The following is a 23,738-nucleotide window of genomic DNA, read 5'->3' as shown; positions in this document are numbered from 1 at the left end:
ATGTTGCCCATAAAAAAGAAACAAAGCGGTAAGAAGCTAGGCAGAGTGATCTCCTTCCGGCGAGGCAAGCTTTCTCGCAAGCGCAAAGGGTTGTTCTCTTCTCTCCGCAAAAAGAAGAAACGCAGGAGACTTGCCGCGCTGCCGCTGCAAAGGCTCATGCCGATGGAAACCGTGACCGTCTACGATCAGGGGTATAATGCGGGGTATGACCAAGGTTTCAATAAAGGGCACCGGGATGGAAAACATGATGGGGGCGATGCGATTGTCGATCGCTTGCTGCTGGACTATCAGATCCTGCCTGAAATAACGATTGAGCAGATTGTTGCCGCCGGCGTGGAACATTTGCGGCCGCATATCTATCACCTGCTTACCGCGAGGGATCTAGGAGATCAAATCATCGCAGCGCTTGACGCCAGAGCGCCATTTTCCCTCGTCCGACTAGGTGACGGGGAACTGCTTACCTTAGCGCAGGAGACTATTTTACCGATTGAGCAGATTAAGCAAGACGGCCCGTTTCTCCCTTATGCCGGTGTAGAAGTACCGGATCTGGCGATTAAAGCGGAACTAGTGCAGGCGATTCGCGGAGCTAGCGTTGTAGGTATTCCGAAGCTGCGGGTGCGCAATTTCCAACCGCTCGCGTTCGCGGTGTTTAAAGCTGAACATATAAACTACCATGAACTTACTTTGACGGACTCGCTGGTGAATTATTATATCTATCACGAGGGGTATCTGTCGCGGATTACACAGGGCAGAAAGGTGCTGCTGGTCGGCAATTTGGCGCCGCATTTGGCAGAAGTGCTTCGCGCGCACGGCGTGAATATCGTTGGTGAGATTACGCCGGTCCATGGTGTGAAGGATATCCCGCACATCAAGGAAAACATCGCCGGATACGATTTTGATATCGCCCTGGTTTCCGCAGGGATCTCGGCTGTTATCATTTCCGAATGGATTGCGTCGAGCATGGGGAAAGTAGCGATCGATTTCGGGCATTTGGCGGATTCTATCGTGAAAGGGGAGGCTCCTTACCGATGAGAACAGCGGCGAAGCGACGGGTCCACAAATCCATGGGCAAATTACGCAAGTTTCGTATGCTTGGGCAGCTAGGCAGGCTAGGTAAGTTAAGCAAGCCAGGTAAGGTTGCATCCTCCCAAACAAGCTATAATCGTGGTTACAATGAAGGTTTTAATATGGCTTACGACAGCGCGCACGATCACGCCTTCCAGCTTGGCTGGGATGCGGGGGTCACCCCCTCGAAGTTTCAGGGAACGAGCATCATCATCGTTACGACGAATGATCAGCGTCACCACCTCCAGAATTGTATCGACAGCATTTACGAATATACGCCGGAGCCCTTCGAACTCATCGTCATCGATAATGCCTCAACGGACGATACAGCCGAGTACTTGAAATCCCTAACGGGGAAAATCCGCTACAAGATCTTTACCTCCAACCTCGGCTTCGCCGGAGGGACGAATCAAGGTCTAAGGATGGCGCGTGGTTCCAACCTGCTGTTTTTAAACAATGACACCATTGTGACCAAAGATTGGCTGAAAAATATGCTAACTTGCCTGGACAGTAATGAGAAATTCGGGCTTGTCGGCCCGATGACGAATTACATTAGCGGCGAACAGCTGCTGCAGACGAATTACACCTCCACGGAGGAAATGCATCATTTCGCTGCAAACTTTAATCAGTCGAACCCTGCCAAATGGCATGTGACCACGAGATTAACAGGCTTCTGTGTCCTTATGCGGCGCGAGGTTTTCGAGCGGCTGGGGTATTTGGATGAAGGTTTTGAGATTGGAAACTGCGAGGATGACGATTTCGGTTTTCGAACGCGAATCATGGGATTAGAACTCGTTATTGCTATGGATACCTTCATTCATCATGTCGGAAGCGTCTCGATCAAAGCGCTTGGCGAGCGCCGTTTTGAAGAAGTATATGGCAGAAATTTGGAGTTTTACGCTCGAAAATGGGGTGAAACCCACAGTTTGCTGCTTGAAGTTCACCAAAAGCTCGGTGGCGGCAGTGCAGCGATGGTTGATTTCTACCCAAGCCATATCGTCGTGCGAGGGGTAACATCCCAGCTTTATTGGATTGAGAATGGTCACCGTCACCCGATCGAAGGGGAAACGCATCACTTGTCAGCTACCCGCGTCTCGCAAGTCGATCTGCGGAACTGGCCGAAGGGGCATTCCTTATCGCAACATGACGTACAGAACAAGCTTGCTGCTCTTGCTCAGGGCGTTTATGTCGATGGGCATTTGCAAGAAGGTGCGCTTGCGCGGACGGAAGATCATGCCGTCTATCAAGTCAAAAATGGCAAAATGCAGCGATTCATTAATGATTGGCCGCTGCGCTACTGGAATTTGGATCTGCGTCACCAAACGCCCATGAGCTGGGATGACTTTCATCGGTTTGCCCCAGCGTTACCAATTATAGCCCCCGCTATCATCGCGGCGAATAATGTTTAAAGGAGTGAGGTATCTATGAAAGTGAAGCCATCTGTGCGCAGAAAGGCTACTGGTAAGCTTCTCAAGAAAGCGAAGCCGGTTCGCGGTAAAAAAGTTCTCCTGAGAAAAAGAAATCGCCCCGCCAAAGCGCTCCTGACACATCGAGGAGGCTTCGATAAGGGCTTTGACAATGGATACGATAGAGGGTATATGGATGGGTTTCACAAAGGTTTTGAACAAGGCTTTGACCATCTCTATTCAGCCTCTTAAGCAAGGGGCGGCAGCTTGATAGCGGTACGTGGATGCTGCCGCCTCCTTTGTTTCACCTAGACCGAGCGTTTATCCCCAACGTAAAATAATGCCAGCGTGCGTTAATCCCCCGCCAAAACCGTATAACAGGAGCGTATCGCCTGCCTGTACCCTGCCATCTTTTACGCCGAGATCAAGCGCCAGCGGAATAGAGGCCGCAGAGGTATTGCCGTAATACTCAAGGCTGTATATGGCCTTCTCAAAAGGAATTTCGCTCTTTTCACAAATGGATTGAATAATCCGCAGGTTAGCGCTATGCGGGATGAACCAATCAATCGCGGAACTCGGCAGCCCGCTTTTGGTCAGCAAGTGCTCGATCCCTTCCGGTACGGTCGATACCGCAAATTTATAAACTTCGCGGCCGTTTTGGACTAGCTTTCCGCCGCCAGTGAGCGGTATGTCCTGCCACTGCTCGGACAGGCCGGTGCGATAAACATGCTTGCCGCCGGAGCCGTCGGAGCCAACATGATGCGCCAGGAATGCCGGATGTTCCTCCTCGCGTTCCACCACCACGGCTCCTGCGCCGTCGCCGAACAGAATGCAGGTCGACCGGTCCGTATAATCGGTGATTTTGGACATTGCGTCCCCGCCGACCACGAGCACCTTGCGGTGTAAACCTGCAGCGACTAGTCCGCTTGCGGTATGGACCGCATAGGCGAACCCTGCGCAGGTGGCGTTAAGGTCGTAGGCGCCGACAGCAGGGAGGTCGAAATGAGCTTGAATCATACAAGCTACCGGTGTCGATGGCAGGTCTGGCGTATGCGTAGTGACAATGATCAGCTCCACATCCTTCAGCGATTCCGGATATCGGTCAAGCATGTTTTGAACGGCAGCTATACATAAATGGCTAGTGAATTCCTCGGGAGCGGCGATTCTGCGTTCCCGCATGCCGGTGCGCTGAACGATCCACTCATCGTTGGTTTCCACCATGGCTTCAAGGTCGGCGTTGCTTAAAATATGCGAAGGCACATAACTGCCTATTGCTGAAATACGGGCATTCAAGGGATTTGAGACAGGCATGAGAAGCTCGCTCCTTTTTATTATCAAGTATTAGTACCAGGTACTAAGTATAATTAAACTTTACTTGAAAATACGGTTGCTGTCAATGGTGCATGAGCACAATAAATGTGTATCCTGATATCGCATAAATAGCGCCCCCTACAAAAGAAATAAATCCCCATTCAGGGGATTTATTTCTTTTGCGTTGCAACTTCATGCAATAAATTCTCACTGCTTTGTTCCAGCCTCATAGGGAATAACTGCGTTTTATCAGGTTGCTGCTTCTTCAGTTCAGAAAATACAGCAGCAGAGGCGTAGATTTTGTGCGAGTGCTGAAGAGCTTCCTTCAGACGGTCGGGTTCGTTCATCCCCACACTCTCAACATGAAGCTGATGAATGCCTGCTTCCCGAATCCGGTTGGCCATCCATTCTCCGCCTATTCTTCCCAGGCAAACAAAGGCGACATGTGTGCCAGCCTGAAGCTTGGCGATCTCAAGCAGCTCAGAAGCTTCAAGCGTTGCTCCGATCACAATCACTTTGCTGTCGAAGCGAGCAAACAGTGCTTTGGTTTCCTCGGCATGGTTCAAGGTTGTGACGACGACGTCCGAACGCATAACGGCTTCTCTTACGACATCGTCATTAAGGGAACTGTCATCGAGAAATAAAGTATCTACTTCACCATCGGTTGCTCGCTCGATTTCCTGGCGATAGAAAGGGTAATCATGGCCTCTGCATTCCACCAGTAAAATCCGCAGCTTGCGGGCAAGGGAGGGGGGCTGCAGCAACGAGTAGGCAAGACCGGCGATGAAAAAAGATGGCAAATCAAATCCCATTGCCGCGGCCTCATGAATCGTATCATTCAAAAGCTGCTGCATCGGTTTCCGCTCTTCCAAGAGATGCTTGGTCTCGACCCCACCCGTGACCTGCGTACCGCGTCCTTTCTGTATGGAAACAAGTCCCTCGTCACGCAATTGGTTGTATACCCAGTTGACCGTATTTCGATTGAGCCCAAGCTCATCCGCCAATTGACTGGCCGTCGGCAGCATATCGCCGTTTTCCATTTGTTCAATTCCGATTAACCATTTCAGTTGTTCTTTGATTTGTGTATTTACGTTAAAGGTCAATTGAGGATTAACTTGAAGGATATATTTTTTATCTTCTTCCACTGCAAATAACCTCTTTTCATAGTTAACTAGTTATATTATAATCCTTTTTCATTTGAAATCCAATAAAATGAGGAGTAAGAGTGGGAGAAAACCATTGACACACTGAAAAATAAATTATATAACTAGTTGACTAGTTCTTTAATGTAGAAAGTGGTGAACAAAATGAATAACCTTGACGAGTCAGGATTTTGGCTGAAAATGAGAAGCAAAGACAGAAGTCCGCTAAAAGTCGTTCCAAGGAATGCGTTGATCGGCTCGATTGGGGGATTTATCGCCATAGCTCTTTTAGCTCTCCTAACGGATTTGACCGCCAATGCCTGGATCATGGCCCCATTTGGCGCAACCTGCGTTTTGGCTTTTGGTCTTTGGGATGCACCACTGTCTCAGCCGCGCAATATCATCGGTGGGCATTTGATTTCAACCTTAGTAGGTCTCCTCTTTTTCCATCTGTTTGGCCGAAGCGTTTGGGTTATAGCCATTGCGGTAGGGCTGGCAATCGGCTTGATGATGCTGACCAAAACAACACATCCCCCTGCCGGGGCCGATCCTTTGGTCGTTATTTTAAGCGGCAGCAGTTGGTCCTTTCTGTTTGCACCGGTATTGATCGGATCTGTGCTTATCGTAATTATTGCTTTGATCATTAACAATCTGGATAAGAAACGCAGGTACCCGACCTTTTGGTATTGATTAAAATTATTCATGCAAACGGATAAAATCCAAAAAATAGGTCACTCTAAGGGCAGTCGCCCATGTCGGGCGAATGATACTGACGACGACAGGGAGTGAACGTAAACGCATGTTTCATGGCAAGAAAAAGCATGTCTGGATCATACTAATCTGTATCGCTTTGTTCTGCTCTACCTCAACGACCGCTTTTGCCTATGGAAAAGGGGCCAAGGGGCCGGATGTTTATGCGGTTCAAGGGATGCTGAAATCTCTGGGTTACTATAGCGGGCCCATCACAGGCTACTATGGTAATCAAACACAATCTGGTGTTAAAGCGTTTCAAAGCCGTTACGGCCTTCCGGTTACCGGTAACGTTGATGATCAAACCCTGCAGTCCATCCTATGGGCTTATGGGAATTTAAAAATTCCCAAGAAGCAGACGCCGCCAACCCCAACCCCAACCCCGCCGCCTTCCGAACCGCCACCGTCTCAGCCTGAGCCAACGCCGGCACCGGCACCCCAAGCTCCTCCGAGTACGGATCTGACGGCAGAGGAACAGCAAATGTTGGATTTGGTGAACAAAGAGCGAGCTGCTGTGGGATTAGCTGCCCTAGTCGTCGATCCTGAACTGACCAAGACAGCAAGACTCAAAAGCCAGGATATGGTCGAAAACAAATATTTCTCTCACGATTCACCGACATATGGTTCGCCTTTTGATATGATGGAGAAATTCGGTATTACCTATAACGCGGCAGGGGAAAACATCGCATGCAATCAAACAGTGCAAGCCGCGCATGAGGCGCTGATGAATTCGCCTGGTCACAAAGCAAATATTCTAAGCAAAGATTACACGCACATTGGCATCGGTATTGTTACCGGAGGACCGTGCGGTAAAATGTTCACCCAGCAGTTTATTGGAAAATAAATAGTGGTCTGACAGCCTCTGCCTGAATGAAGGGCAGGGGCTTTTTGTTGCATGCATACTGGCTAACTTAGCGCCTTAACGGTCATGGCTTAACAAAAAAACTCCGCAGAAAATTTCTGCGGAGGGCAAATAACCATTTATTAAGTTGCAGATACCGGCTTAATCGCTTCCGTCCACTCGGTGTAGGTCTGAAGTGCTTTTCCTTGCTCGATCGCATGACGGGCCATGTAGATTCCTTCTTCGATGGAGCCGGCCTTCTGGGAAACCCAGAGGCGAACAGCGCTGTTCAGCAGCACCATGTTCAAGTAAGGAAGTTCAGCTTCTCCGCGCAAAACGGCCATCGCCGTTTCACCTTGCAGCTGCGCCGTCCATTCAACTTCAGGCACTTCAACCATTAATTCATAGATTTCAGGATCTACAATGAATAATTCACTGGAGCCATTTTGAATCACATAGGTCCTCGTACGTTTTTCGATGGATAGATCTTCCGAGCCTTCCATGCCTTGCACAACGATTCCGCTGGTGATCCCCAGTTCGATGAGCAAATTCGTCATTTTCTCGAAAACCGTACCATGAAACACACCGACGGCCATGAACGGGGCTTCCGTGAAACGAAGCAGCTTCTCGGCGGTGTTAAACACAGTTCGCAAGCCGAGCTCCTTGCGGAGTTCGCGCAGCTCGCCAAGCGGTGCGCACCAGCTTTCAGTAGGCGCGAATAGGAAGCCTGTTCGCGCCGCTGCGGATACCAGCGCCTCGCGCGACGAAGTTAGCGCCGGTACGCCAAGTGCATCCAGCACGTCAGTCAGCGTGATGCCCCATTTGGGCGGCATGCTCGGGCTGCCGTGCAGTGTAGTCGGGAGACCGCAAGCTGCAAGCACAAATGCGGTCGGCAAGGTCGCAATGAACGTGCGGGTGCGGCCGTCGTAAGGTCCTGCACAGTCCATGCTGCCAGGTATCGGATAAGAAAAGATACGTTTGCGCAGCGCGTGAATGAAGGCTTTAATCTCATCAGGTGATTCCATTTTAATACGCTCAGCTACAAGAAATGCGCCCATTTGAGCCTGAGTAGCACCACCGGTTAACATAAGTTCTGCTGCTTGGGAAGCCTCTTCATACGAAAGATCTCTTGCTCCGCGCTTTCCGCGTCCTACTTCTTTTAGTAAAGATATCATCGTTTGCGGCCTCCTTGATTCTGATCTCGTAGTATTTGGTACACCTTGACGATGGAGGTAGCGACATCTACCATACGTTTACGCTCATTCATGGCTTGTTTGCGCAAAAAGTCGTAGGCTTCCGCTTCGGAAATCCCTTTAATCTCGCATAAGATCCGCTTGGCTTGATCGACCCATTTGCGCTCCTCCAGCTTGGAGAGGAGCTGCTCACGCTCCTGCTGCCATTCGGTTCGATGAAAGTAGTGATTCACACCTAGTAGCAGAGCGCAGTGAATTTCAAGAGGACTCATCGTTGAACCGATTAAACCATCTATACCTGCATCCATTCTGCATTCATTAGAAGGAAAAGTGTGCGAATCACACCACCAGAAGAGGGGGAGGCTGCGCTCAGCCAATACGCGTTTGCGCCAAGTCTCCACTTGATCGGGGCTTACGCTTAATAGAACAGCATCAACTTTAGGAATGATGAAGGAAATTTCTTTACCAGTAGATGCTGTGTAGACGCGAAAGCCCAAGTCCTTCAATACCTCGTCAGGCAGGGATGCTTGTGCACGATTAGAATAGCTCATCTCGTTTGTGGATGGCGAGGAGGTAGCTGAGCGAGTTTGCTTCAACTCGTCGATCAGTATAAATGATTGCAACATTTGAATACCTCCATCGTTGTAAGCTTTTTATTCCATGGTAACTTTATGTGAGGTTTCTTCGTTGTATGAATGTTTATACGGCATTACTATAGCATATGAATTTGATTTTTGTCGATATAATAGGTGGAATGGAATGTCTAAATATTTTTATGTTACGTTTATTGACATAGGTGTGAAGCCGTACTATAATCAAGTTAGAAATCGGCACAATGGTGTGCCCCTAACGCAGGCAATGGCGCCTATCCCCTTACAAATACGTAACCGGATAGGCTTTTTATGTTTACTTTTCAAAATACGACGAAACATGCTGTGCACGAAGATGTGGCAGCAGTGGCAAAGAGGCCGACAAACATCCCGATGTGAGTAGGGGTATGTTTGTCGGCCTTTTCTGTCCATGGGTGTGCAGACAGGGAGAAAACAGGATAGGGAAAAAAGAAGAAGGCGAAAAGCCTCACAAAAGGAGAGGGAAGATCATGGTTGATCGGAAAAGTTTTTTGCAAGTGGGACACAAAGGCTCTTTATTCAGTTCATTCTTGTATTTTGACATGAGCTTTATGGTATGGGTGATTTTAGGGCCGCTGGCGGTCGTGCTCGCGAATGATTTCCACTTGAACGCTGCTGAAAAAGCAAACCTTGTTGCCTTGCCTACATTAGGTGGAGCGGTACTTCGACTGGTGTTGGGCGTACTGACCGATAAGATCGGTCCTAAGCTTACGGGACAAATCGGACTAACGCTAACCTTAATTCCATTATTCTGGGGCTGGCAGTTTGCTGACACTATGGGCGATATGTACTTCGTAGCGTTGATGCTCGGTATTGCCGGAGCGAGTTTTGCAGCCGCACTGCCGTTAGCCAGTTCCTGGTATCCACCGCAATATCAAGGCTTGGCGATGGGGATCGCCGGAGCAGGGAACAGCGGGACGATCTTCGCTACGCTTTTCGCTAACCGGATTGCTCAGCATTATGGCGACTGGCATGTTGTTTTCGGTATTGCGATGATTCCGATTGCGATCACGTTGGTTGTTTTCAGCATTTTGGCTAAAGACAGCCCGAATAAACCAGCACCCAAAACGGTTGCTGAGTATGGCAGAGTTTTGAAACAGAAGGATTCTTGGTTGTTCTGTATTTTATATAGCGTAACGTTCGGCGGTTTCGTTGGCATGTCCACGTACTTAACCATCTTCTTTAATACACAATATGGTCTTTCACCGGTCCGTGCGGCTGATTTTACAACCGTATGCGTAATCGGGGGCAGTTTCTTCCGACCTGTAGGAGGTTGGTTAGCCGATAAAATAGGCGGCATCCGGATGCTGATGGGATTGTATGGGGTTGTCGCATTAATGATGGCAGGGATTTCAACACTTCCAGCGCTATCGGTTACAACGGTCTTGTTATTCATCGCTATGATGGCGTTTGGCATGGGGAACGGTTCGGTCTTCCAGCTTGTGCCTCAACGCTTCAAGTCGGAGATCGGCGTGGTCACGGGAATTGTCGGCGCTGCCGGCGGCTTGGGCGGATATTTCCTGCCTAAGATTCTAGGAAATGTGAAATTGGCAACAGGTTCTTTCACGCCAGGTTTCCTTATTTTGAGTGCAATCGCTGTGTGCTGCGTTATTTTGATTGCCTCTGTGCAAGGACAATGGAAGCGCAGCTGGATTGGCGACGGCGGCAAAGTGAAAGTTGCTCCAACAGCGATTGATAGCGTGCACGCTTAAGCTCCATAGAGATAGAGATAGAGACAGTAGAGAGGAAGATGAGACCATGACTCAAAAAGAAAAGTTGGTTTTAGTCGGAAATGGAATGGCCGGTGTTAATGCCGTTGAACATTTGCTTAAACTTGCTCCGGATAAATATGAGGTAACTATTTTTGGGAGTGAGCCTCATCCGAATTATAATCGGATTTTGCTGTCCTATGTCCTTTCGGGGGAGTCCAATGTTGAGGATATTGTTATCCATCCTTATGAATGGTACAGAAATAACCATATAACGCTCTATACAAACCAAACCGTGACGGCAATCAATACATCAGCTCAAACTGTCACGAGCGATAAAGGTGTAACGGTTCCTTACGATAAATTGATTTTGGCAACAGGGTCCAATCCTTTTATGATTCCAATGCCTGGTGCAGATAAAGAAGGGGTCATGGCCTACCGGACGATCCGTGATTGTGAAATCATGATGGAATCCGCGAAAAAGTATAAAAAGGCGGTTGTCATCGGCGGGGGTTTGCTCGGATTGGAAGCCGCCAGAGGTTTCCTCAACTTAGGAATGAAAGTGGATGTCGTTCATATCTCAGACGCAATCATGGATCGTCAGCTGGATCGCACAGCGTCCAAAATGCTGCAAGCAGCTCTGGAGGAACAAGGTATTAATTTCTTGCTAGCGAAGCAGTCAGCAGAAATCGTCGGTCATAAACGGGTTACCGGTTTGAAATTCAAAGACGGCACAATGACAGATGCGGATCTGGTCGTCATGGCGGTGGGAATTCGGCCCAATGTAGAACTTGCCAAAAATTCTGGCGTAGCATGCAATCCCGGTATTATTGTAAATGATTACATGCAAACAAGTGTTCCTAATGTGTATGCGGTTGGAGAATGTGCGATGCATCGTGGCGTTGCTTACGGGCTGGTTGCGCCGCTCTACGAGCAAGGTGCTGTGTTAGCGAAGCATTTGGCAGGCGTGGAAACAGGTCCTTATGAAGGCTCGGTTCTTTATACGAAGCTGAAAGTGTCTGGTGTTGACGTTTTCTCTGGCGGGAAATTTGTGGATGAAGAAGGTACCAAAGCGATTCGAATTCATGACGAGTTCACTGGTGTATACAAAAAAGTGGTCATTAAGGACAACAAAATTGTTGGTGCCGTGCTCTTTGGAGATACGTCAGACGGCACGCGGCTCATGCAAATGATTCGTGAGGAAACCGATATCAGCGGGATGGCCAAAACAGCGATTTTGACGGATTCAGCGAGCGGCGGCGGAGCGGTTTCCGGTGTTGCCGAGATGAAAGACGATGCGATTATTTGCGGATGTAACGGGGTAACGAAGGGGACGATCTGTTCTGCGATTAAAGAACAAGGTTTGACCTCAGTGGAAGAGGTGAAAAATTGCACGACAGCTTCCCGTTCCTGCGGCGGATGTAAACCGCTTGTCAGCGATTTGTTAGCTTATACATTAGGCTCCTCCTACGATAAAAATGCCGTTAAAGAATCCATTTGTTCTTGCACGGAACATACACGGGATGAGGTTGTCGAAGCGATCCGCGAAAAAGGATTGTCGCATGTACGTGAAGTCATGAGCGTGCTTGGTTGGAAAAATGAAGAGGGCTGCTCCAAATGCCGCCCTGCGCTTAACTACTACCTGGGCATGGTTAGCCCTGAAACGTATAAGGACGATAGCACTTCGCGCTTCGTTAACGAGCGTATGCATGCGAATATTCAAAAGGACGGTACTTACTCCGTTGTTCCACGGATTTATGGCGGCGTAACGAATCCGACGGAATTGAAGCGTATTGCCGAAGTAGCGGAGCAATTCAATGTTCCGACTGTGAAGTTCACGGGCGGACAACGGCTAGATTTGCTTGGCGTGAAAAAGGAAGATTTGACGGCCATGTGGGAAGCGCTGGATATGCCTTCCGGTTATGCCTACGGTAAAGCACTGCGTACGGTCAAAACCTGCGTCGGCGACACGTTCTGCCGGTTCGGTACAGGGGATTCCATGGCGGTGGGCATCGAGCTGGAGAAACGTTTTGAGCGCTTAAATACACCGGCCAAAGTGAAGCTCGCGGTATCAGGATGTCCTCGAAACTGCGCGGAATCCGGTATCAAGGATTTGGGCATCGTCTCCGTCGATGGCGGGTGGGAGTTGTATGCCGGAGGAAACGGCGGTGTGAAGGTGCGCGTCGGCGATCTCTTAACAACAGTGAAAACAGAACAAGACATTATTGAATATACCGAAGCTTATCTGCAATATTATCGCGAAACCGGGAAATACGGCGAGCGTACAAGCGAATGGGTGCACCGTCTGGGAATTGAGCATATTCGTGCTGTCGTTGAAAACGACGAAGAGCGCAAACAACTGTGCACCCGGATTGACCAAGCGCTTGCCGTTACGAAGGACCCATGGAAGCAAGCCATCGATAGCAAAAAAATTCAACGCGATCTCTATGAAGTCGTCGAGCTTACCTAACGAAATCACTCAGGAGGAGAAGACCATGAAGACACAAGAAGAGCAGATGATTTGGGTTGAGGCCGTAACTTATGAGGATTTAGCGGTGAATACAGGCAAAACGATTCGGTATCAAGGGGAGGAAGTAGCCCTTTTCAAGATGAAAAGCGGCAAGCTCACAGCCATTCAAAACCGTTGTCCGCATAAAGCAGGCGTGCTTGCGGAAGGTATTGTCTGTGACGAGCACGTCTTCTGCCCCATGCATGATCGCAAAATTCAACTTTCGACGGGGCTCGTGCAAGCCCCGGATACGGGTTGTGTGCAAACCTATTCGACGAAAGTTCATAATGGCACTGTTTTCATAGGTTTTCTGGTATGAGCATCCAGCCTCGCATCGTGTTCGTGCCCTTCCATTGGAGGTATGAGCACTCGACCGACGAGACGGATGCCGGAGTTCAAAATATGTGCTGTACAAGTAGAACGGACATAGAGGACCGTATCAGCTTAGTTGGCTAGGCCAAAGAACTAAGTTGGTGCGGTCTTTTTCTGCGCCAAGAAGTCTCAAAATTTCCTGTTCAGGCGCATCGGAAATACGGACACCGTTCCAAGTCTCAATGACGATTTTGCGCAGCTGGTGTTGTTTCAGCAATTGCCGGAACATGAGCTTGAGCTCGTGGGCAGTCTCCGCCAAATCATGGCTTTGTGCAGTTAGCTGATAGATGCGCTTCCCGTTGTTTTCGATCCAATACAACCACTCGCTGCCTTTGAGAGCTAAATAATTGCCGGTTTTGCGCGAGAAGGAAATACCGGGTCTTTCAGGCCAAGGGACAAGCAGCCCACAAGGATTAGCTGGATCGACAGCGCTAACTAGCGTGAAAGAAGAGGAATGGTTAGTTCCTTGTGCCACTGGCTGATGCAGCAGTCGAATAAAGTCTTTGGTCGCAAATTGGAGAGCATGCAAATCGGTGATGAACAGCCCTCGGACGACAAGCCCCCACTCTTCCAATTGACGCAAGGCGGTATGAATCGCCTCCCATGGATAGGGGCAAAGCGCAGAGACGAGATCTTTGGTAATGAGACCATAACGCTCTAACAGATGATGCGTCCACTGCATAGCGGAGGATTGCTTATCGAAGGCTGCATTATGCAGTGTGCTTAGGGCATACCAACGGCCAAGTCCTGATTGGAATTTGTCCCCTTTCTTCGAAGAGGAAGCGCCCGTGGCATGAAGCCGCAGCGGTGCGAACTGATCATTGGCCGCCTGACCATCCCAGACAAGCTGGAGCAACTCTTCTAATAATAAGGAAGGGGCTTTTCCGGTTTCAAGGCCAAGTTTGCTGAGAAATACAGCCCCTTTGGTTTCCATAAGACTCAAGAGTTCTGGAGAAGAGACAGGTCTATGGTGCATCCCGGCAAGGCAGGGTTCGAAAAGTGTGGAACTTTCTGCTAGAAAGAAAGCGATACGACCTTCTTTTTCCCCCTCTTCCTTGTGGCCTATCCAGAAAACTTCACCTGATGAACATAACATATCCAGGTCCTGTTTCCGGTAGGATAACTGCCTTGTCGGGAAGAAAACGGATTCCCAGAGTGATACAGGCAGGAAGAAGCCCTGCAAATCCGTGATGATTTCCCGCAGCTGCTCGATGCCGGGAACGTCCGTTCTCCCAATAAGTTTGCGCATGAGCGGCATGTGCATCAGATAGGTGAGCGGAGGAATAGCTGAGTTCTCGCGTCTGAGAATCTGCAGAGATTGGCGTACTAAGCGGGAAGCGACCTTGCTGCTTGTCCAAAGCGACTCCACTTCAGGATCGGCGAAAGGTGCAGGCTCCAATAAGCGGGAAGCGACAGCTTCCCCAATCCAGCTTTCAATCGTCTCCGTTTTCAACTCGTAGCGATCCGAGAGCTCCTCAGCGGTGAAAGACAGCCGACCGTCCGCATATCTTTGGAAGATAAACGTTCTGGCAAGAGGATCTACGGTGAGCGAAGAATAAAAGGCCACTTCATCGCGGCATATGTAACGCGTCTCGCCGGAGAAGGAGGCTAATTGCGCTTTTCCTTGGTCAAGCAATTCATGCAGCCAAGCCTTGACGGAGGATTCGGAAGCTGAACCAGCTTTGACGAGTTCGGTGAGGGAGGCGTCTCCGCGCTCTTTTAAATAACGAAAGACTTGCTGAGCTGACATCCATGCTTCATCCGTCCTGGAAAGCTTGGTATCTTCGTCTTCCAGGACTTGAGGATTTATCGCGTTACGAACAGTCTCTGCTCCAAAAATATCGGCAGCCATCTGCCGGCTGAAGCCTAGTAATTCTACTTGCAAATCCTGAGATAGGCTGTCTGATTCATAGATTTTTTGGGCGACGTAATCAGATTGAAATTGAGCGGCTAGCGGTGAAGGGAAGTGGTTGCGATGAACCGCAAAGTGGATGTCCCCTGCTTGCATCCCGTCCAGGATACTCCGCAGATGCTCCAAATCGACATGCTCTTCCAAGCATTCACGCATGGCTTCTTGAAAGAGCGGAAACCGCTCTTTGTAGGGCAGCGCTTCTTTCATCAGCTCTTGGCCGCGAAGCCGCTTGAGCCAAGCAGGCATTCGTGTAAAGCTGCGGGAAAGCAGCAGGGAAGTTTCCGCAAGCCGCTGGAAAGCCGCACCGAACATGCCGGACTCCGCGACAGCTCCGATAACCAATTGTTCAGCTTCATTAAAAGAAAGGGACATGATAGCCTGCGTAACCGCTTCTTGATAGCTTGGGAAAATCAGTTCGATGCCATTGTCCTTGGCATTTGTATAGATGGCCTGGTGTCCGTTGTGGCCCAGATGTTTCTCAAGCGCCATAAGCCAAGTCCGGTTTACTTTCCGTCCAAATAAGCTGTGCAGCACATAATGTGTTTGGTTCTGTTCATCGGCAAAAGTTTCGATAACAACCGTTTGATCGGTCGGTACTGTATTGACCGCAATTTGATTGCGAATGAGTCCAATCAGGGCATGACTGGCTTCTGTATCGAAAAAATACTGCTCCATGAGCCATTCTTGGACATCGATATCTCCCTTTGTATGAGACTGCGCGTTCAACCGATCCCGCAGCTCGCGCCAAAGCAATCCCGTTTGAACTCCGAGCTGATAGGATTTCCCGCCAGTCTCCCCGCGCCAGAAAGGGATTTCGCTGTACCGGTTTTCGGCTTCCTGCACATAAATGCGTTCCGGGCGCTTGCGAACGATGCGCCATGAAGCCGTACCAAGCTGGAATACGTCGCCGATCGACGATTCGTGAATGAACTCTTCATCCAGCTCGCCCAGATGAAGGCCGGTTTCGTTATGGTGCACGGGATAAGCCGTGCTCTGTGGAATCGTGCCCGCGCCTGTCAGCGCGGCCATCTGCGAAGCCGCTACGCGTTCCAAGCGGCCGGTTTCGCGGTCCCATGCGATGAGCGGACGCGCAAAGGGGTATAAACCTGCGAGCACCTCCAGCATCGCGAGCCACCGCTCCCGCGGCATCTCGCGGAAGGAGTCGCTCTGTGCGAGCAGGCGCGCCAGGAGCGCGACATCCAGCTCGTCGCCAAGCGACGCCATCGCGACGAGCTGCTGCGCCAGGACATCGAGGCTGCCCCGCGGGATGCGGATGGCCTCGATGTCGCGCGCGGCGATCCGCCGGCTGAGCACGGCGAGCTCTGGCAGCAAGCTGCGGCTGCGCGCCAGCAGCACGCCGCGGCTGACGCTGCCGACGGCGTGGCCGGCGCGGCCGATCCGCTGGATGCCTGCCGCAGCGGTGAAAGGCGAGTCGATCTGGATGACCAGATCGACATGGCCGACGTCGATGCCGAGCTCCAGCGACGACGTGGCGACCAGGCAGCGAAGCTCGCCGGCTTTGAGCTGGCGCTCGACTTCGAGCCGGATCTCGCGGGCTACGCTGCCGTGATGGCTTCGCGCGATCTCATGACCGACATGGTCATTGAGACGCAGGGTTAACCGCTCGCACAACCTGCGGCTGTTGGCGAAGATGAGTACCGTGCGGCAGCCTTCCATTAGCTGCAGCACACGTTCTACAAGAGGCGTCCAGATGGCCTCTTTATCCGCTCCGGCTCGCGCCGGCTTCGGCATCGCCACCTGCAGGGCGTAGTGCTTTTCGGCTTTGCTCTCGATAATCGCGACAGGGCGCGGCTCGCCGGCTTCCCATCCGCCGAGATACCGTGCGACGCGTTCGATCGGCTTTTGTGTGGCTGAGACGCCGATCCGCTGAACGGATCGCCCGCACCACACTTCCAGCCTTTCCAGCGTCAACGACAAATGCATGCCGCGCTTGTCCGCTGCCAGATCGTGAATCTCGTCGATGACGACTTGTTCCACGCTCTTGAGCATTTCTCTCGCGCGCGGTGAGGTAAGCAGCAGATAGAGGGATTCCGGTGTGGTCACGAGCAGATCTGGCGGATGCTTCAACATCGAAGCTCGCGTGCTCTGCGTAGTATCGCCGGTGCGGACGCCGACACGCAGTCCGTGCCAAGCGGTGTCCTTTTCAAATGAGGCGGCAAGCTCCTCAATCTCCGCCATAAAATGAAACAAATGATCATGAATATCATTATTCAGCGCTTTTAGCGGCGTAACGACCAGTACACGTACACCTGGGATGTAGGGCTCGCCGCCAGCCTGTTTCATTTTCACAATACGATCCATACAAGGCAGTAAGGCTGCTAATGTTTTACCTGAACCCGTAGGGGAGGAGATGAGGGTATGCTTCCTGGCAGTTATCTCTTTCCACGCCTGCTTCTGTACGTCGGTGGGTTCGCCGAAGCGTGAAATAAACCACTCCTTCAGAATCGGATGAAAAAGAGACAGAGGTCCCTCTGCATGTGCCGTCATTTCGTTCGCTCCCTTGCTCATAATTTCTTCCAACATAGCATAATGTAGGCGCTTTCGCCAATGATGTGCCCGTGAGGGGGGTGTTGTGAGAAATTGCGAAAGTAAAATATAGGGTTACCCTCCTAAAAATAACCAATTCAACGAATTAATCTGATACATTTGGTTATCTATGGCGAAGGAGTGTGAGTCAAGCTTGATGCTCAAAAAAGTAATTGCGACGGGCCTTGCTTTCGTAACAATCATGGGGAGCAGCACAGCTGTTCTAGCTAAAGACAATGGGAATGGCGACGGTAACGGCAATCGGAAAGATGACGGAAAGGTCGAAATCCATCTCACCTTTAACGATTTGAAAACCGCGGAATGGGCCATACGCTATATCGCGAGTTTAGCATCCATGCGTGTATTTGAGGGGTATGAGGATGGTACCTTTAAACCGCAAAACACGGTTTCACGCATTGAAGCGATTACAGCAGCCGTCCGGCTTATGGGGCTTCGCAGCCAAGCAGAATCTTCAGCCAAAATGAGTACACATCTCAATTTCAAAGATGCCAATCAAATTCCGGCATGGGCGGTAGGGTACGTTGCTGTTGCACTGGAAAATGACCTGTTTTCCGAAAATGACGACTCTGTTCAGCCTCAAAAAGAAGGCGATCGGCTATGGGCGACGACGCTTTTGGTCAAAGCACTGAAGCTGGACGCTCAGGCGAAAGCCAAAATGAACACGGCCCTGCCGTTCAAAGATGCGAAGCAGATTCCTGCAGGTTCTGTAGGTTATGTTGCTGTGGCCATTGAAAAAGGCCTGGTAGATGGCTTTGAGGATAACACGTTCAGGCCGAATCAGCCGGTTACTCGGGCTCAACTTGCCGCATTGCTTGACCGTACAGGCGGACAATTGCCTGATCAAGGAAATAACACACTGACGGGAACGGTAAAAAGTGTTGTTAACGGGAACGCAGTAGTATTGACAACTTCAGGTACGACATCAACCTATGCCTTGTATCCGGACGTTTACATTTACAAAAACGGAGTGAAAATCAGTCCTTCGGCTTTGCAGGCTGGAGACGAAGTGAGTGTGCGGACTTTTAACAATCAAATTATTTATATGGAGGTAACCAAACCGGTTGTTCCGATATCCAGTAGCGGTACGGTCACAACCGTTGTGAACAACAATATCCTTAAGCTTACCAAATCTGGTGTTACAACAAACTATACGCTGCATCCAGACATCGTTATTTATCGAAATGGCGTCAAAGTTGCGGCTTCCGCTCTGCAGGTCGGCGATGAAGTGAACGTTCGGACCTCGGACAATAAAGTTATTTTTATTGAAGTAACACAAACGGCGCAAGCGATTACGAATAACGGAACGATCACGGCAGCGGTGAGTAACAACGTACTGAAGCTCAAGAAAGACAATGTGAATTTTGAAATAAAGCTGCATCCGGATGTCGTTGTATATCGCAATGGCTTGAAAGTGGCTCTAACCGAGCTGAAAATTGGGGATGAAGTCAACGTTCGCACCTCCGAGAACAAAGTCATTTATATTGAAGTGACCAAAATGGTGCAGCCTATCACGAACAACGGCACCGTTAGCGCTGTTGTTAACAATAGCGAGCTGAAGCTGACGAAATCGGGAGTTACAACCGCTTTTACTTTGCACCCGGATGTCATCGTCTATCGTGGCGGCGTGAAGGTTAGAGCCATTGACCTTAAAGTAGGCGACGAGGTCGATATCCGCACCTCTGACAATAAAGTCATCTATATTGAAGTAACGAAAAGGGTTGACGAGAATTTACCGTTTGATCTGCAAGGGAAATTGAAAGGAACAACTCTTAATGCGCAAGGCGAGCTCGCCACGATTTCTATCGTGCAATCGATTAATGGCAAGGATCAGACGACCGTGTATCAAGTTGCTTCCAGTGTGACTATCGTAGGCAACTTGACGTTATTTAAGGAAGGACGGCTTGTTCAGCTGAAGGGTGCGAATAAGGTAGTGACTTCTATTACGATAAAGTGATAGTGGTGGATTGAGGGAGATAGGGAAGAGGTTAGAAAAAGAGAGAAAAAGGAGCCCTGGATGGGGCTTCTTTTTATTTTGACGCGACTATGGCATCGATTGCGACTAGCCTCGCCATTGCTGACTGTAACACTGTTTTTCGACGTTAACGTATGCTCGGCGCGCAAACTGACCGCTTAGCGTTGAAAAACAAGCTTAACTCTAGCGTGAGGCCAGTCTCTTGGTTGGATGGAGGTTGTTACGTTGTTTTACAACGTTAACGTATGCTAGACACGCAAACTGACCACGTTAGCGTTGAAAAACAAGCTTAACCTATGCGGTTACCCAAGCCCGGCTGCAAAGCGAAGCGATCCGGTTTCCTCTGATATTGAGGACTCGAGTTCTCATGAGTAATGCCTCAGTAGGTTTCCCGCTAGGTTTTTTAAATTTGTTATTGGCAGTTGAGTGGAAGTTGGCAGATATGGTGGGTAGCGTGATGGGATGGTGGGGTAGTAGAGTAGCTAGCTTCACAACCTGACGGAGGCTGGTTCGTCAGTTTTTTTGTGCATTCAGCTTATACATGGAACAGGAAATCTGATGTCTCCCAAAAAGTAGGCTCAACTGCTATTACTTTCTCAGAAACAATAAGCATGCCGTGCGAGAGGTCAAAAAGGCCTTCTCACAAGCCACTAAGACCGTAGCCCTGTTCTCAAGGCCTCACACCGCCCAATCGACCACAAGGCAACAAAAAAGCCCATTAATAATGGGCTAAAATAACAGCAATATCATTATCATTGAATTGGAAGGCGCCTTCTTCTGACTTCGTGAAATGATGGCCCCTTGACTCAATATACTGGCAGAGCCGAAAGAGAATGCCTGGTTCCACATTCAGGAGTTCTGACAAGGAAAACACATTTTTTTGCTCGGTAATCATTTCGATCATGGATTGAAATAGCCCCCTAAAGGTGTAATGTACTTGTTAGTTATTATCATAGTACATGCTAAGGATCATTTACTGTCGAAATGTTGGGTTAACAAAACGTTCACTTTTTAAAGCGCGCGCGAATAACATAAAAGCCCTCGAATCCTCCAATAGGAGGCCTCGAAGGCTTACATGGATCCCTTTGCTGACGGAATCAGATCTTTAATTCCCCAAGCTTGATCAGTTCTACAACCGCTTGTGAACGACCCTTTACGTTCAGCTTTTGCATGACATTGGAGATATGATTTCTCACAGTTTTTTCACTGATAAAAAGCTGCTGTGCGATATCTTTCGTCGTTTTGTCCTGCACTAATAGTTCGAATACTTCGCGTTCGCGGTTCGTAAGTAGAAATTTGTTTTTGTGGTCGCTGGCCATGGATGTGTGTCACCCCTCCTTGCTCGGGTATTGGGAAATACAAGGTTTAGGGATACAGTCAAAATTAGTTTATGAAGGGCTGCTGCCAATGGTGCGGTGTATATGTAAAAATAGGCGACATCCGCTTTTGAGTTTCTATCCGAGGCGTGGTAAGCTGAAACGAGGTATATCATTTGGGCAAAGGAGGGTTTCTTATGTTCAAACGTGATTATTTTATGCGGCAGATTGAGCAGATGACTCAGGTACTGCATCGCATTCTTTTTAATAAGGAACATATTCCACTGGCGGATGCCCAGCAGCTGTTGGACGAAGCCAGCCGGCATTTGCTCGGGCTCAATGTTCGTTCGTTACAGGCTTTATCAAGCAAGGATATCCTGGAGCTGCTCTCCTATCATGGAAATTTGGATACGGCGAAGGCGATGGTCATTGGGGATATGTTCGTCGGTCACGGAGATCTGCTGAGGCAGCACGAACAAATGGACGGGGCCTACCATGCCTATGTAAAATCTCTCGATTTACTGCTGCACTTGTCTCTTTCTCCCGAAGTTAGTCCTAGGGATGATGAGAACGTAGAAGTGGCTGCTCGCATACAAACCAGTCTGGATCGGCTTAAGGCATGGATAGTACCGGAGGATATGAAGAGGTTGCTTTTTGCCCATTATGAAAAACAAGGCGACTACGCGAAGGCAGAGGACGTGCTGTTTCATTATATGGAGGACCATCCGGACCAATCGGAGTTCCTACGGCAAGGTGTTGCTTTTTATAAAACACTGCTGAATACCGAAGAAAAGTTGCTCGAAGCAGGTAACTTTAGTACGGAAGAAGCCGCAGAAAGCTTGCGCCGGGTACAGCAGAAATTGGACTCTTTTTAAAACTTTATAAATAGAAATTGCAGGTGATAAAATGGCTTGGTATCAGGAAAGCTTTGGAAATGATTATTTATTAGTTTATAAGCATCGGGATATGCAAGGCGCTTATCATGAAGTGAAAAAAATGATCGATTGGCTTGACCTAAAGCAAGGGGCCGAAGTGTTGGATTTGTGCTGTGGGATGGGACGTCACTCCTTGGCACTGGCTGATTTTGGATATGAAATCACAGGGGTTGACTTGTCTGAAGTGCTTTTGACGGAAGCGGCAGAACTGGATAAGCAGAAGCGTGTGACATGGGTGCGCGGTGATATGCGGGAAGTTCCCTTGGGGCGTCAGTTTGATGCGGTTGTGAACTTATTTACTTCATTTGGATATTTTGATGAGGAAGAACAGAATGCCAAGGTGTTTTACGAGATGCATCGTCTTCTAAAAGAGGGCGGTCGTTTTATTATCGATTTCCTGAATCCGATTTATGTTCAAGCTCATCTTGTACCACAATCGCAGCGCACGGAGGGAGACATTCAAATTCTCGAAACGAGAGCCATTGAAGATGGCTGCGTGCGTAAGCGAATTGTGATATCGCAGGAGGGCTCTCCGGAGCGGAAGTATTTGGAACAGGTGAAATTGTACGACCGAGTGGCGTTTGAAGCAATGCTGCAAAAAGCAGGTTTACATATTGATCACGTATACGGCAGTTATGACGGTCATCCGTATGAGGCTGATGTATCTTGCCGGATGATTTTTGTAGGGCATAAGGAAGGATGACGACTCACCAATGAACATCGTAACCGAACATACAGATGAAATTACTCAAGTGAAGGTGCCGCTGCCTTTTCCACTCCGATGGGTGAACGCCTACCTGATTCGCGGCAGCAAAGGGTACACGGTCATGGATCCGGGGCTGCATACCCCGGATGCGGAAGCGCTCTGGCTGCAGGTGCTGCAGGAGCGCGGGATCGGCTTCGAGCACGTCGAGCAGATCGTGCTCACCCACCACCATCCCGATCACTACGGGATGGCGGGTTGGTTCCAGGAGCGCACGGGCGCACCGGTTCTCCTCTCGGAGACCGGTTATGCACAAGTGCAGCTCCTGTGGGGGCCGGAGCAACCGATGTCGGCGCGGCTGCTGGATCTTTTTGCCCGGCACGGCTTCCCGGAAGCCGGGCTGGCGGAGATGACGAAGCACATGGTGAGCTTCGTCGATTTGGTTTCCCCGCAGCCGCAGGTTACGCTGCTGCGTGAAGGCCCTGTGCGCCTCGGGGACCGCGTGTACGAAGCCATGGAGACCCCCGGCCATGCCGCGGGTCACTTGGTCTTCTACGACGCTGAGGCGGAGGTGATCTTTTGCGGCGACCACGTCCTGCCGCAAATATCGCCGAACGTTTCCTTCCTCCCGCAGGTGGAAGAGAACCCGCTCGGCGAGTACTTGCGCAGCCTGCAGGAGATCGGCAGGCTGCCGGTCAAGATGGCTTACCCGGGGCACCGGGAGCCTTGGTCCGGCTTTGGCGCACGCACCGAGGAGCTGGTGCGCCATCATCATGAGCGGCTTGCGCTCATGGAGGGTCAGCTAAGCGCGCCGCTTAGCGCTTATGAGGTGTGCCGCGCGACCTTCGGCGACCGGCTTAGCGTGCATCAGATGAGGTTCGCGTTGTCGGAGACGATCGCTCACCTCATCTTGCTGGAGGCGGAGGGCCGCGTTCAGCAGGTCGATCCGGCCGCGGAGCTTGTGCGCTACGTAGCAGCCACCCGCTAAATGAATAAAAGCACATCACATCCCTATGTTGAGCGGATGTTGATGTGCTTTTTTGTCATTGGCGACGACCCTATCCCAAGTTGGAGGGAACTACGGTCCGCTATTTACGAGAGAAACAGTCACTTCGCGGTTTGAAGGGAACTACGTTCCTCTATTTTTCTGGATTTTGGCTGAAATCCGGCAGTTTGAGACTAAATAACGCCCCTGTAGTTCCTCTATCATTCAAAAATCGCTCATTTCCCGTAAATAGCGACCTGTAGTTCCCTTAACCTACTGCTGACTCGTTCAAACAGCTCTCCGCCTTCAATTTCTCGGCATCTCCGCGAGTTCGGATCGCGCGGCGGTCCCGCCTTCATCTCCTCGGCATCTCCCGCGAGATTGAATCACGCGGCCATCCCCGCCTTCATCTTCTCCGCC

Annotated in this window: 19 protein-coding genes; 12 read left to right on the top strand and 7 right to left on the bottom strand. The window is 50.0% G+C overall.

Annotated elements, in window-relative coordinates:
• From RQP52_RS21005 to RQP52_RS20995, 3 genes are read left to right on the top strand one after another with little or no spacing between them, the layout of a single operon-like run.
• Complete coding sequence (locus RQP52_RS21005; protein WP_315953665.1) at positions 1–1,032, top strand: GT-D fold domain-containing protein; 1,032 nt, start codon at positions 1–3, stop codon at positions 1,030–1,032.
• Positions 1,029–2,474, top strand: coding sequence for a glycosyltransferase family 2 protein (locus tag RQP52_RS21000; protein ID WP_315953664.1), 1,446 nt, complete (start codon positions 1,029–1,031; stop codon positions 2,472–2,474). The genes RQP52_RS21005 and RQP52_RS21000 overlap by 4 nt, the downstream gene beginning before the upstream one ends.
• 15 nt (positions 2,475–2,489) lie before the next feature.
• Entirely contained in the window at positions 2,490–2,723 is a 234-nt protein-coding gene (locus RQP52_RS20995) for a hypothetical protein (protein WP_315953663.1), read from the top strand.
• A gap of 69 nt (positions 2,724–2,792) precedes the next feature.
• Here RQP52_RS20995 and RQP52_RS20990 read toward each other — a convergent pair whose 3' ends face one another.
• Positions 2,793–3,782, bottom strand: coding sequence for a ketoacyl-ACP synthase III (locus RQP52_RS20990; protein WP_315953662.1), 990 nt, complete (start codon positions 3,780–3,782; stop codon positions 2,793–2,795).
• Between the two features lie 170 nt (positions 3,783–3,952).
• Entirely contained in the window at positions 3,953–4,927 is a 975-nt protein-coding gene (locus tag RQP52_RS20985) for a GntR family transcriptional regulator (protein ID WP_315953661.1), read from the bottom strand.
• A gap of 162 nt (positions 4,928–5,089) precedes the next feature.
• On the opposite strand from RQP52_RS20985, the gene RQP52_RS20980 reads away from it, so the two are divergent.
• Positions 5,090–5,614 carry an HPP family protein gene (locus tag RQP52_RS20980; RefSeq protein ID WP_315953660.1) on the top strand — a complete coding sequence of 175 codons (525 nt, stop codon included), beginning with the start codon at positions 5,090–5,092 and terminating at the stop codon, positions 5,612–5,614.
• Between the two features lie 73 nt (positions 5,615–5,687).
• Positions 5,688–6,518 (top strand): peptidoglycan-binding protein, encoded by an 831-nt coding sequence (locus RQP52_RS20975; protein ID WP_315953659.1) that lies wholly within the window; start codon positions 5,688–5,690, stop codon positions 6,516–6,518.
• A gap of 140 nt (positions 6,519–6,658) precedes the next feature.
• On the opposite strand, the gene RQP52_RS20970 is transcribed toward RQP52_RS20975, so the two are convergent.
• Together RQP52_RS20970 and RQP52_RS20965 are read right to left on the bottom strand one after the other, a co-directional pair.
• Positions 6,659–7,690 carry an anthranilate phosphoribosyltransferase gene (locus RQP52_RS20970; RefSeq protein WP_315953658.1) on the bottom strand — a complete coding sequence of 344 codons (1,032 nt, stop codon included), beginning with the start codon at positions 7,688–7,690 and terminating at the stop codon, positions 6,659–6,661.
• The gene (locus RQP52_RS20965; RefSeq protein ID WP_315953657.1) at positions 7,687–8,334 is read right to left on the bottom strand and encodes an ANTAR domain-containing response regulator; all 648 of its coding nucleotides are present in this window, start codon (positions 8,332–8,334) and stop codon (positions 7,687–7,689) included. The genes RQP52_RS20970 and RQP52_RS20965 overlap by 4 nt, the downstream gene beginning before the upstream one ends.
• A gap of 473 nt (positions 8,335–8,807) precedes the next feature.
• Here RQP52_RS20965 and RQP52_RS20960 point away from each other — a divergent pair, with 473 nt between their 5' ends.
• Genes RQP52_RS20960 through nirD form a run of 3 tightly spaced genes read left to right on the top strand, consistent with a single transcriptional unit; the run spans position 8,808 to position 12,874 of the window.
• Positions 8,808–10,049 carry a nitrate/nitrite transporter gene (locus RQP52_RS20960; protein WP_315953656.1) on the top strand — a complete coding sequence of 414 codons (1,242 nt, stop codon included), beginning with the start codon at positions 8,808–8,810 and terminating at the stop codon, positions 10,047–10,049.
• Between the two features lie 46 nt (positions 10,050–10,095).
• The gene (gene nirB, locus RQP52_RS20955) at positions 10,096–12,516 is read left to right on the top strand and encodes a nitrite reductase large subunit NirB (RefSeq protein WP_315953655.1); all 2,421 of its coding nucleotides are present in this window, start codon (positions 10,096–10,098) and stop codon (positions 12,514–12,516) included.
• 25 nt (positions 12,517–12,541) lie between these two features.
• Positions 12,542–12,874 carry a nitrite reductase small subunit NirD gene (nirD, locus tag RQP52_RS20950; RefSeq protein ID WP_315953654.1) on the top strand — a complete coding sequence of 111 codons (333 nt, stop codon included), beginning with the start codon at positions 12,542–12,544 and terminating at the stop codon, positions 12,872–12,874.
• Between the two features lie 120 nt (positions 12,875–12,994).
• Here the strand turns inward: nirD and RQP52_RS20945 are convergent, their stop codons facing one another.
• Entirely contained in the window at positions 12,995–17,347 is a 4,353-nt protein-coding gene (locus tag RQP52_RS20945; RefSeq protein WP_315953653.1) for a DEAD/DEAH box helicase, read from the bottom strand.
• A gap of 196 nt (positions 17,348–17,543) precedes the next feature.
• On the opposite strand from RQP52_RS20945, the gene RQP52_RS20940 reads away from it, so the two are divergent.
• Complete coding sequence (locus RQP52_RS20940; protein ID WP_315953739.1) at positions 17,544–19,361, top strand: S-layer homology domain-containing protein; 1,818 nt, start codon at positions 17,544–17,546, stop codon at positions 19,359–19,361.
• Between the two features lie 736 nt (positions 19,362–20,097).
• Here the strand turns inward: RQP52_RS20940 and RQP52_RS20935 are convergent.
• Positions 20,098–20,283 carry a hypothetical protein gene (locus tag RQP52_RS20935; RefSeq protein WP_127455261.1) on the bottom strand — a complete coding sequence of 62 codons (186 nt, stop codon included), beginning with the start codon at positions 20,281–20,283 and terminating at the stop codon, positions 20,098–20,100.
• A gap of 193 nt (positions 20,284–20,476) precedes the next feature.
• On the bottom strand, positions 20,477–20,698 hold the full coding sequence (locus tag RQP52_RS20930) for a helix-turn-helix domain-containing protein (RefSeq protein WP_145661635.1): 222 nt from the start codon (positions 20,696–20,698) through the stop codon (positions 20,477–20,479).
• Between the two features lie 194 nt (positions 20,699–20,892).
• Between RQP52_RS20930 and RQP52_RS20925 the strand changes: the two genes are divergently transcribed.
• The 3 genes from RQP52_RS20925 to RQP52_RS20915 are packed head-to-tail and all read left to right on the top strand — an operon-like array spanning position 20,893 to position 23,321.
• Positions 20,893–21,570, top strand: coding sequence for a DUF6483 family protein (locus tag RQP52_RS20925; protein ID WP_315953652.1), 678 nt, complete (start codon positions 20,893–20,895; stop codon positions 21,568–21,570).
• 31 nt (positions 21,571–21,601) lie between these two features.
• Entirely contained in the window at positions 21,602–22,333 is a 732-nt protein-coding gene (locus RQP52_RS20920) for a class I SAM-dependent methyltransferase (protein ID WP_315953651.1), read from the top strand.
• A gap of 10 nt (positions 22,334–22,343) precedes the next feature.
• The gene (locus tag RQP52_RS20915; protein WP_315953650.1) at positions 22,344–23,321 is read left to right on the top strand and encodes an MBL fold metallo-hydrolase; all 978 of its coding nucleotides are present in this window, start codon (positions 22,344–22,346) and stop codon (positions 23,319–23,321) included.
• The last annotated feature ends 417 nt before the right edge of the window (positions 23,322–23,738 follow it).

Origin of the sequence: Paenibacillus violae (genome assembly GCF_032461945.1) — a bacterium.
Classification (GTDB): Bacteria; Bacillota; Bacilli; order Paenibacillales; family NBRC-103111; genus Paenibacillus_E; species Paenibacillus_E violae.
The sequence above is the reverse complement of the archived record's forward strand: the minus strand, read 5'-3'. Positions and strand labels throughout refer to the sequence as shown.

Coding starts and splice junctions, on each gene's coding strand:
- RQP52_RS20935 (WP_127455261.1), bottom strand. CDS start 20,283: ATGATCGAAATGATTACCGAGCAAAAAAATGTGTTTTCCTTGTCAGAA.
- RQP52_RS20930 (WP_145661635.1), bottom strand. CDS start 20,698: ATGGCCAGCGACCACAAAAACAAATTTCTACTTACGAACCGCGAACGC.
- RQP52_RS20925 (WP_315953652.1), top strand. CDS start 20,893: ATGTTCAAACGTGATTATTTTATGCGGCAGATTGAGCAGATGACTCAG.
- RQP52_RS20920 (WP_315953651.1), top strand. CDS start 21,602: ATGGCTTGGTATCAGGAAAGCTTTGGAAATGATTATTTATTAGTTTAT.
- RQP52_RS20965 (WP_315953657.1), bottom strand. CDS start 8,334: ATGTTGCAATCATTTATACTGATCGACGAGTTGAAGCAAACTCGCTCA.
- nirD (WP_315953654.1), top strand. CDS start 12,542: ATGAAGACACAAGAAGAGCAGATGATTTGGGTTGAGGCCGTAACTTAT.
- nirB (WP_315953655.1), top strand. CDS start 10,096: ATGACTCAAAAAGAAAAGTTGGTTTTAGTCGGAAATGGAATGGCCGGT.
- RQP52_RS20990 (WP_315953662.1), bottom strand. CDS start 3,782: ATGCCTGTCTCAAATCCCTTGAATGCCCGTATTTCAGCAATAGGCAGT.
- RQP52_RS20980 (WP_315953660.1), top strand. CDS start 5,090: ATGAATAACCTTGACGAGTCAGGATTTTGGCTGAAAATGAGAAGCAAA.
- RQP52_RS20940 (WP_315953739.1), top strand. CDS start 17,544: ATGCTCAAAAAAGTAATTGCGACGGGCCTTGCTTTCGTAACAATCATG.
- RQP52_RS20970 (WP_315953658.1), bottom strand. CDS start 7,690: ATGATATCTTTACTAAAAGAAGTAGGACGCGGAAAGCGCGGAGCAAGA.
- RQP52_RS20945 (WP_315953653.1), bottom strand. CDS start 17,347: ATGACGGCACATGCAGAGGGACCTCTGTCTCTTTTTCATCCGATTCTG.
- RQP52_RS20960 (WP_315953656.1), top strand. CDS start 8,808: ATGGTTGATCGGAAAAGTTTTTTGCAAGTGGGACACAAAGGCTCTTTA.
- RQP52_RS21000 (WP_315953664.1), top strand. CDS start 1,029: ATGAGAACAGCGGCGAAGCGACGGGTCCACAAATCCATGGGCAAATTA.
- RQP52_RS20915 (WP_315953650.1), top strand. CDS start 22,344: ATGAACATCGTAACCGAACATACAGATGAAATTACTCAAGTGAAGGTG.
- RQP52_RS20975 (WP_315953659.1), top strand. CDS start 5,688: ATGATACTGACGACGACAGGGAGTGAACGTAAACGCATGTTTCATGGC.
- RQP52_RS20995 (WP_315953663.1), top strand. CDS start 2,490: ATGAAAGTGAAGCCATCTGTGCGCAGAAAGGCTACTGGTAAGCTTCTC.
- RQP52_RS21005 (WP_315953665.1), top strand. CDS start 1: ATGTTGCCCATAAAAAAGAAACAAAGCGGTAAGAAGCTAGGCAGAGTG.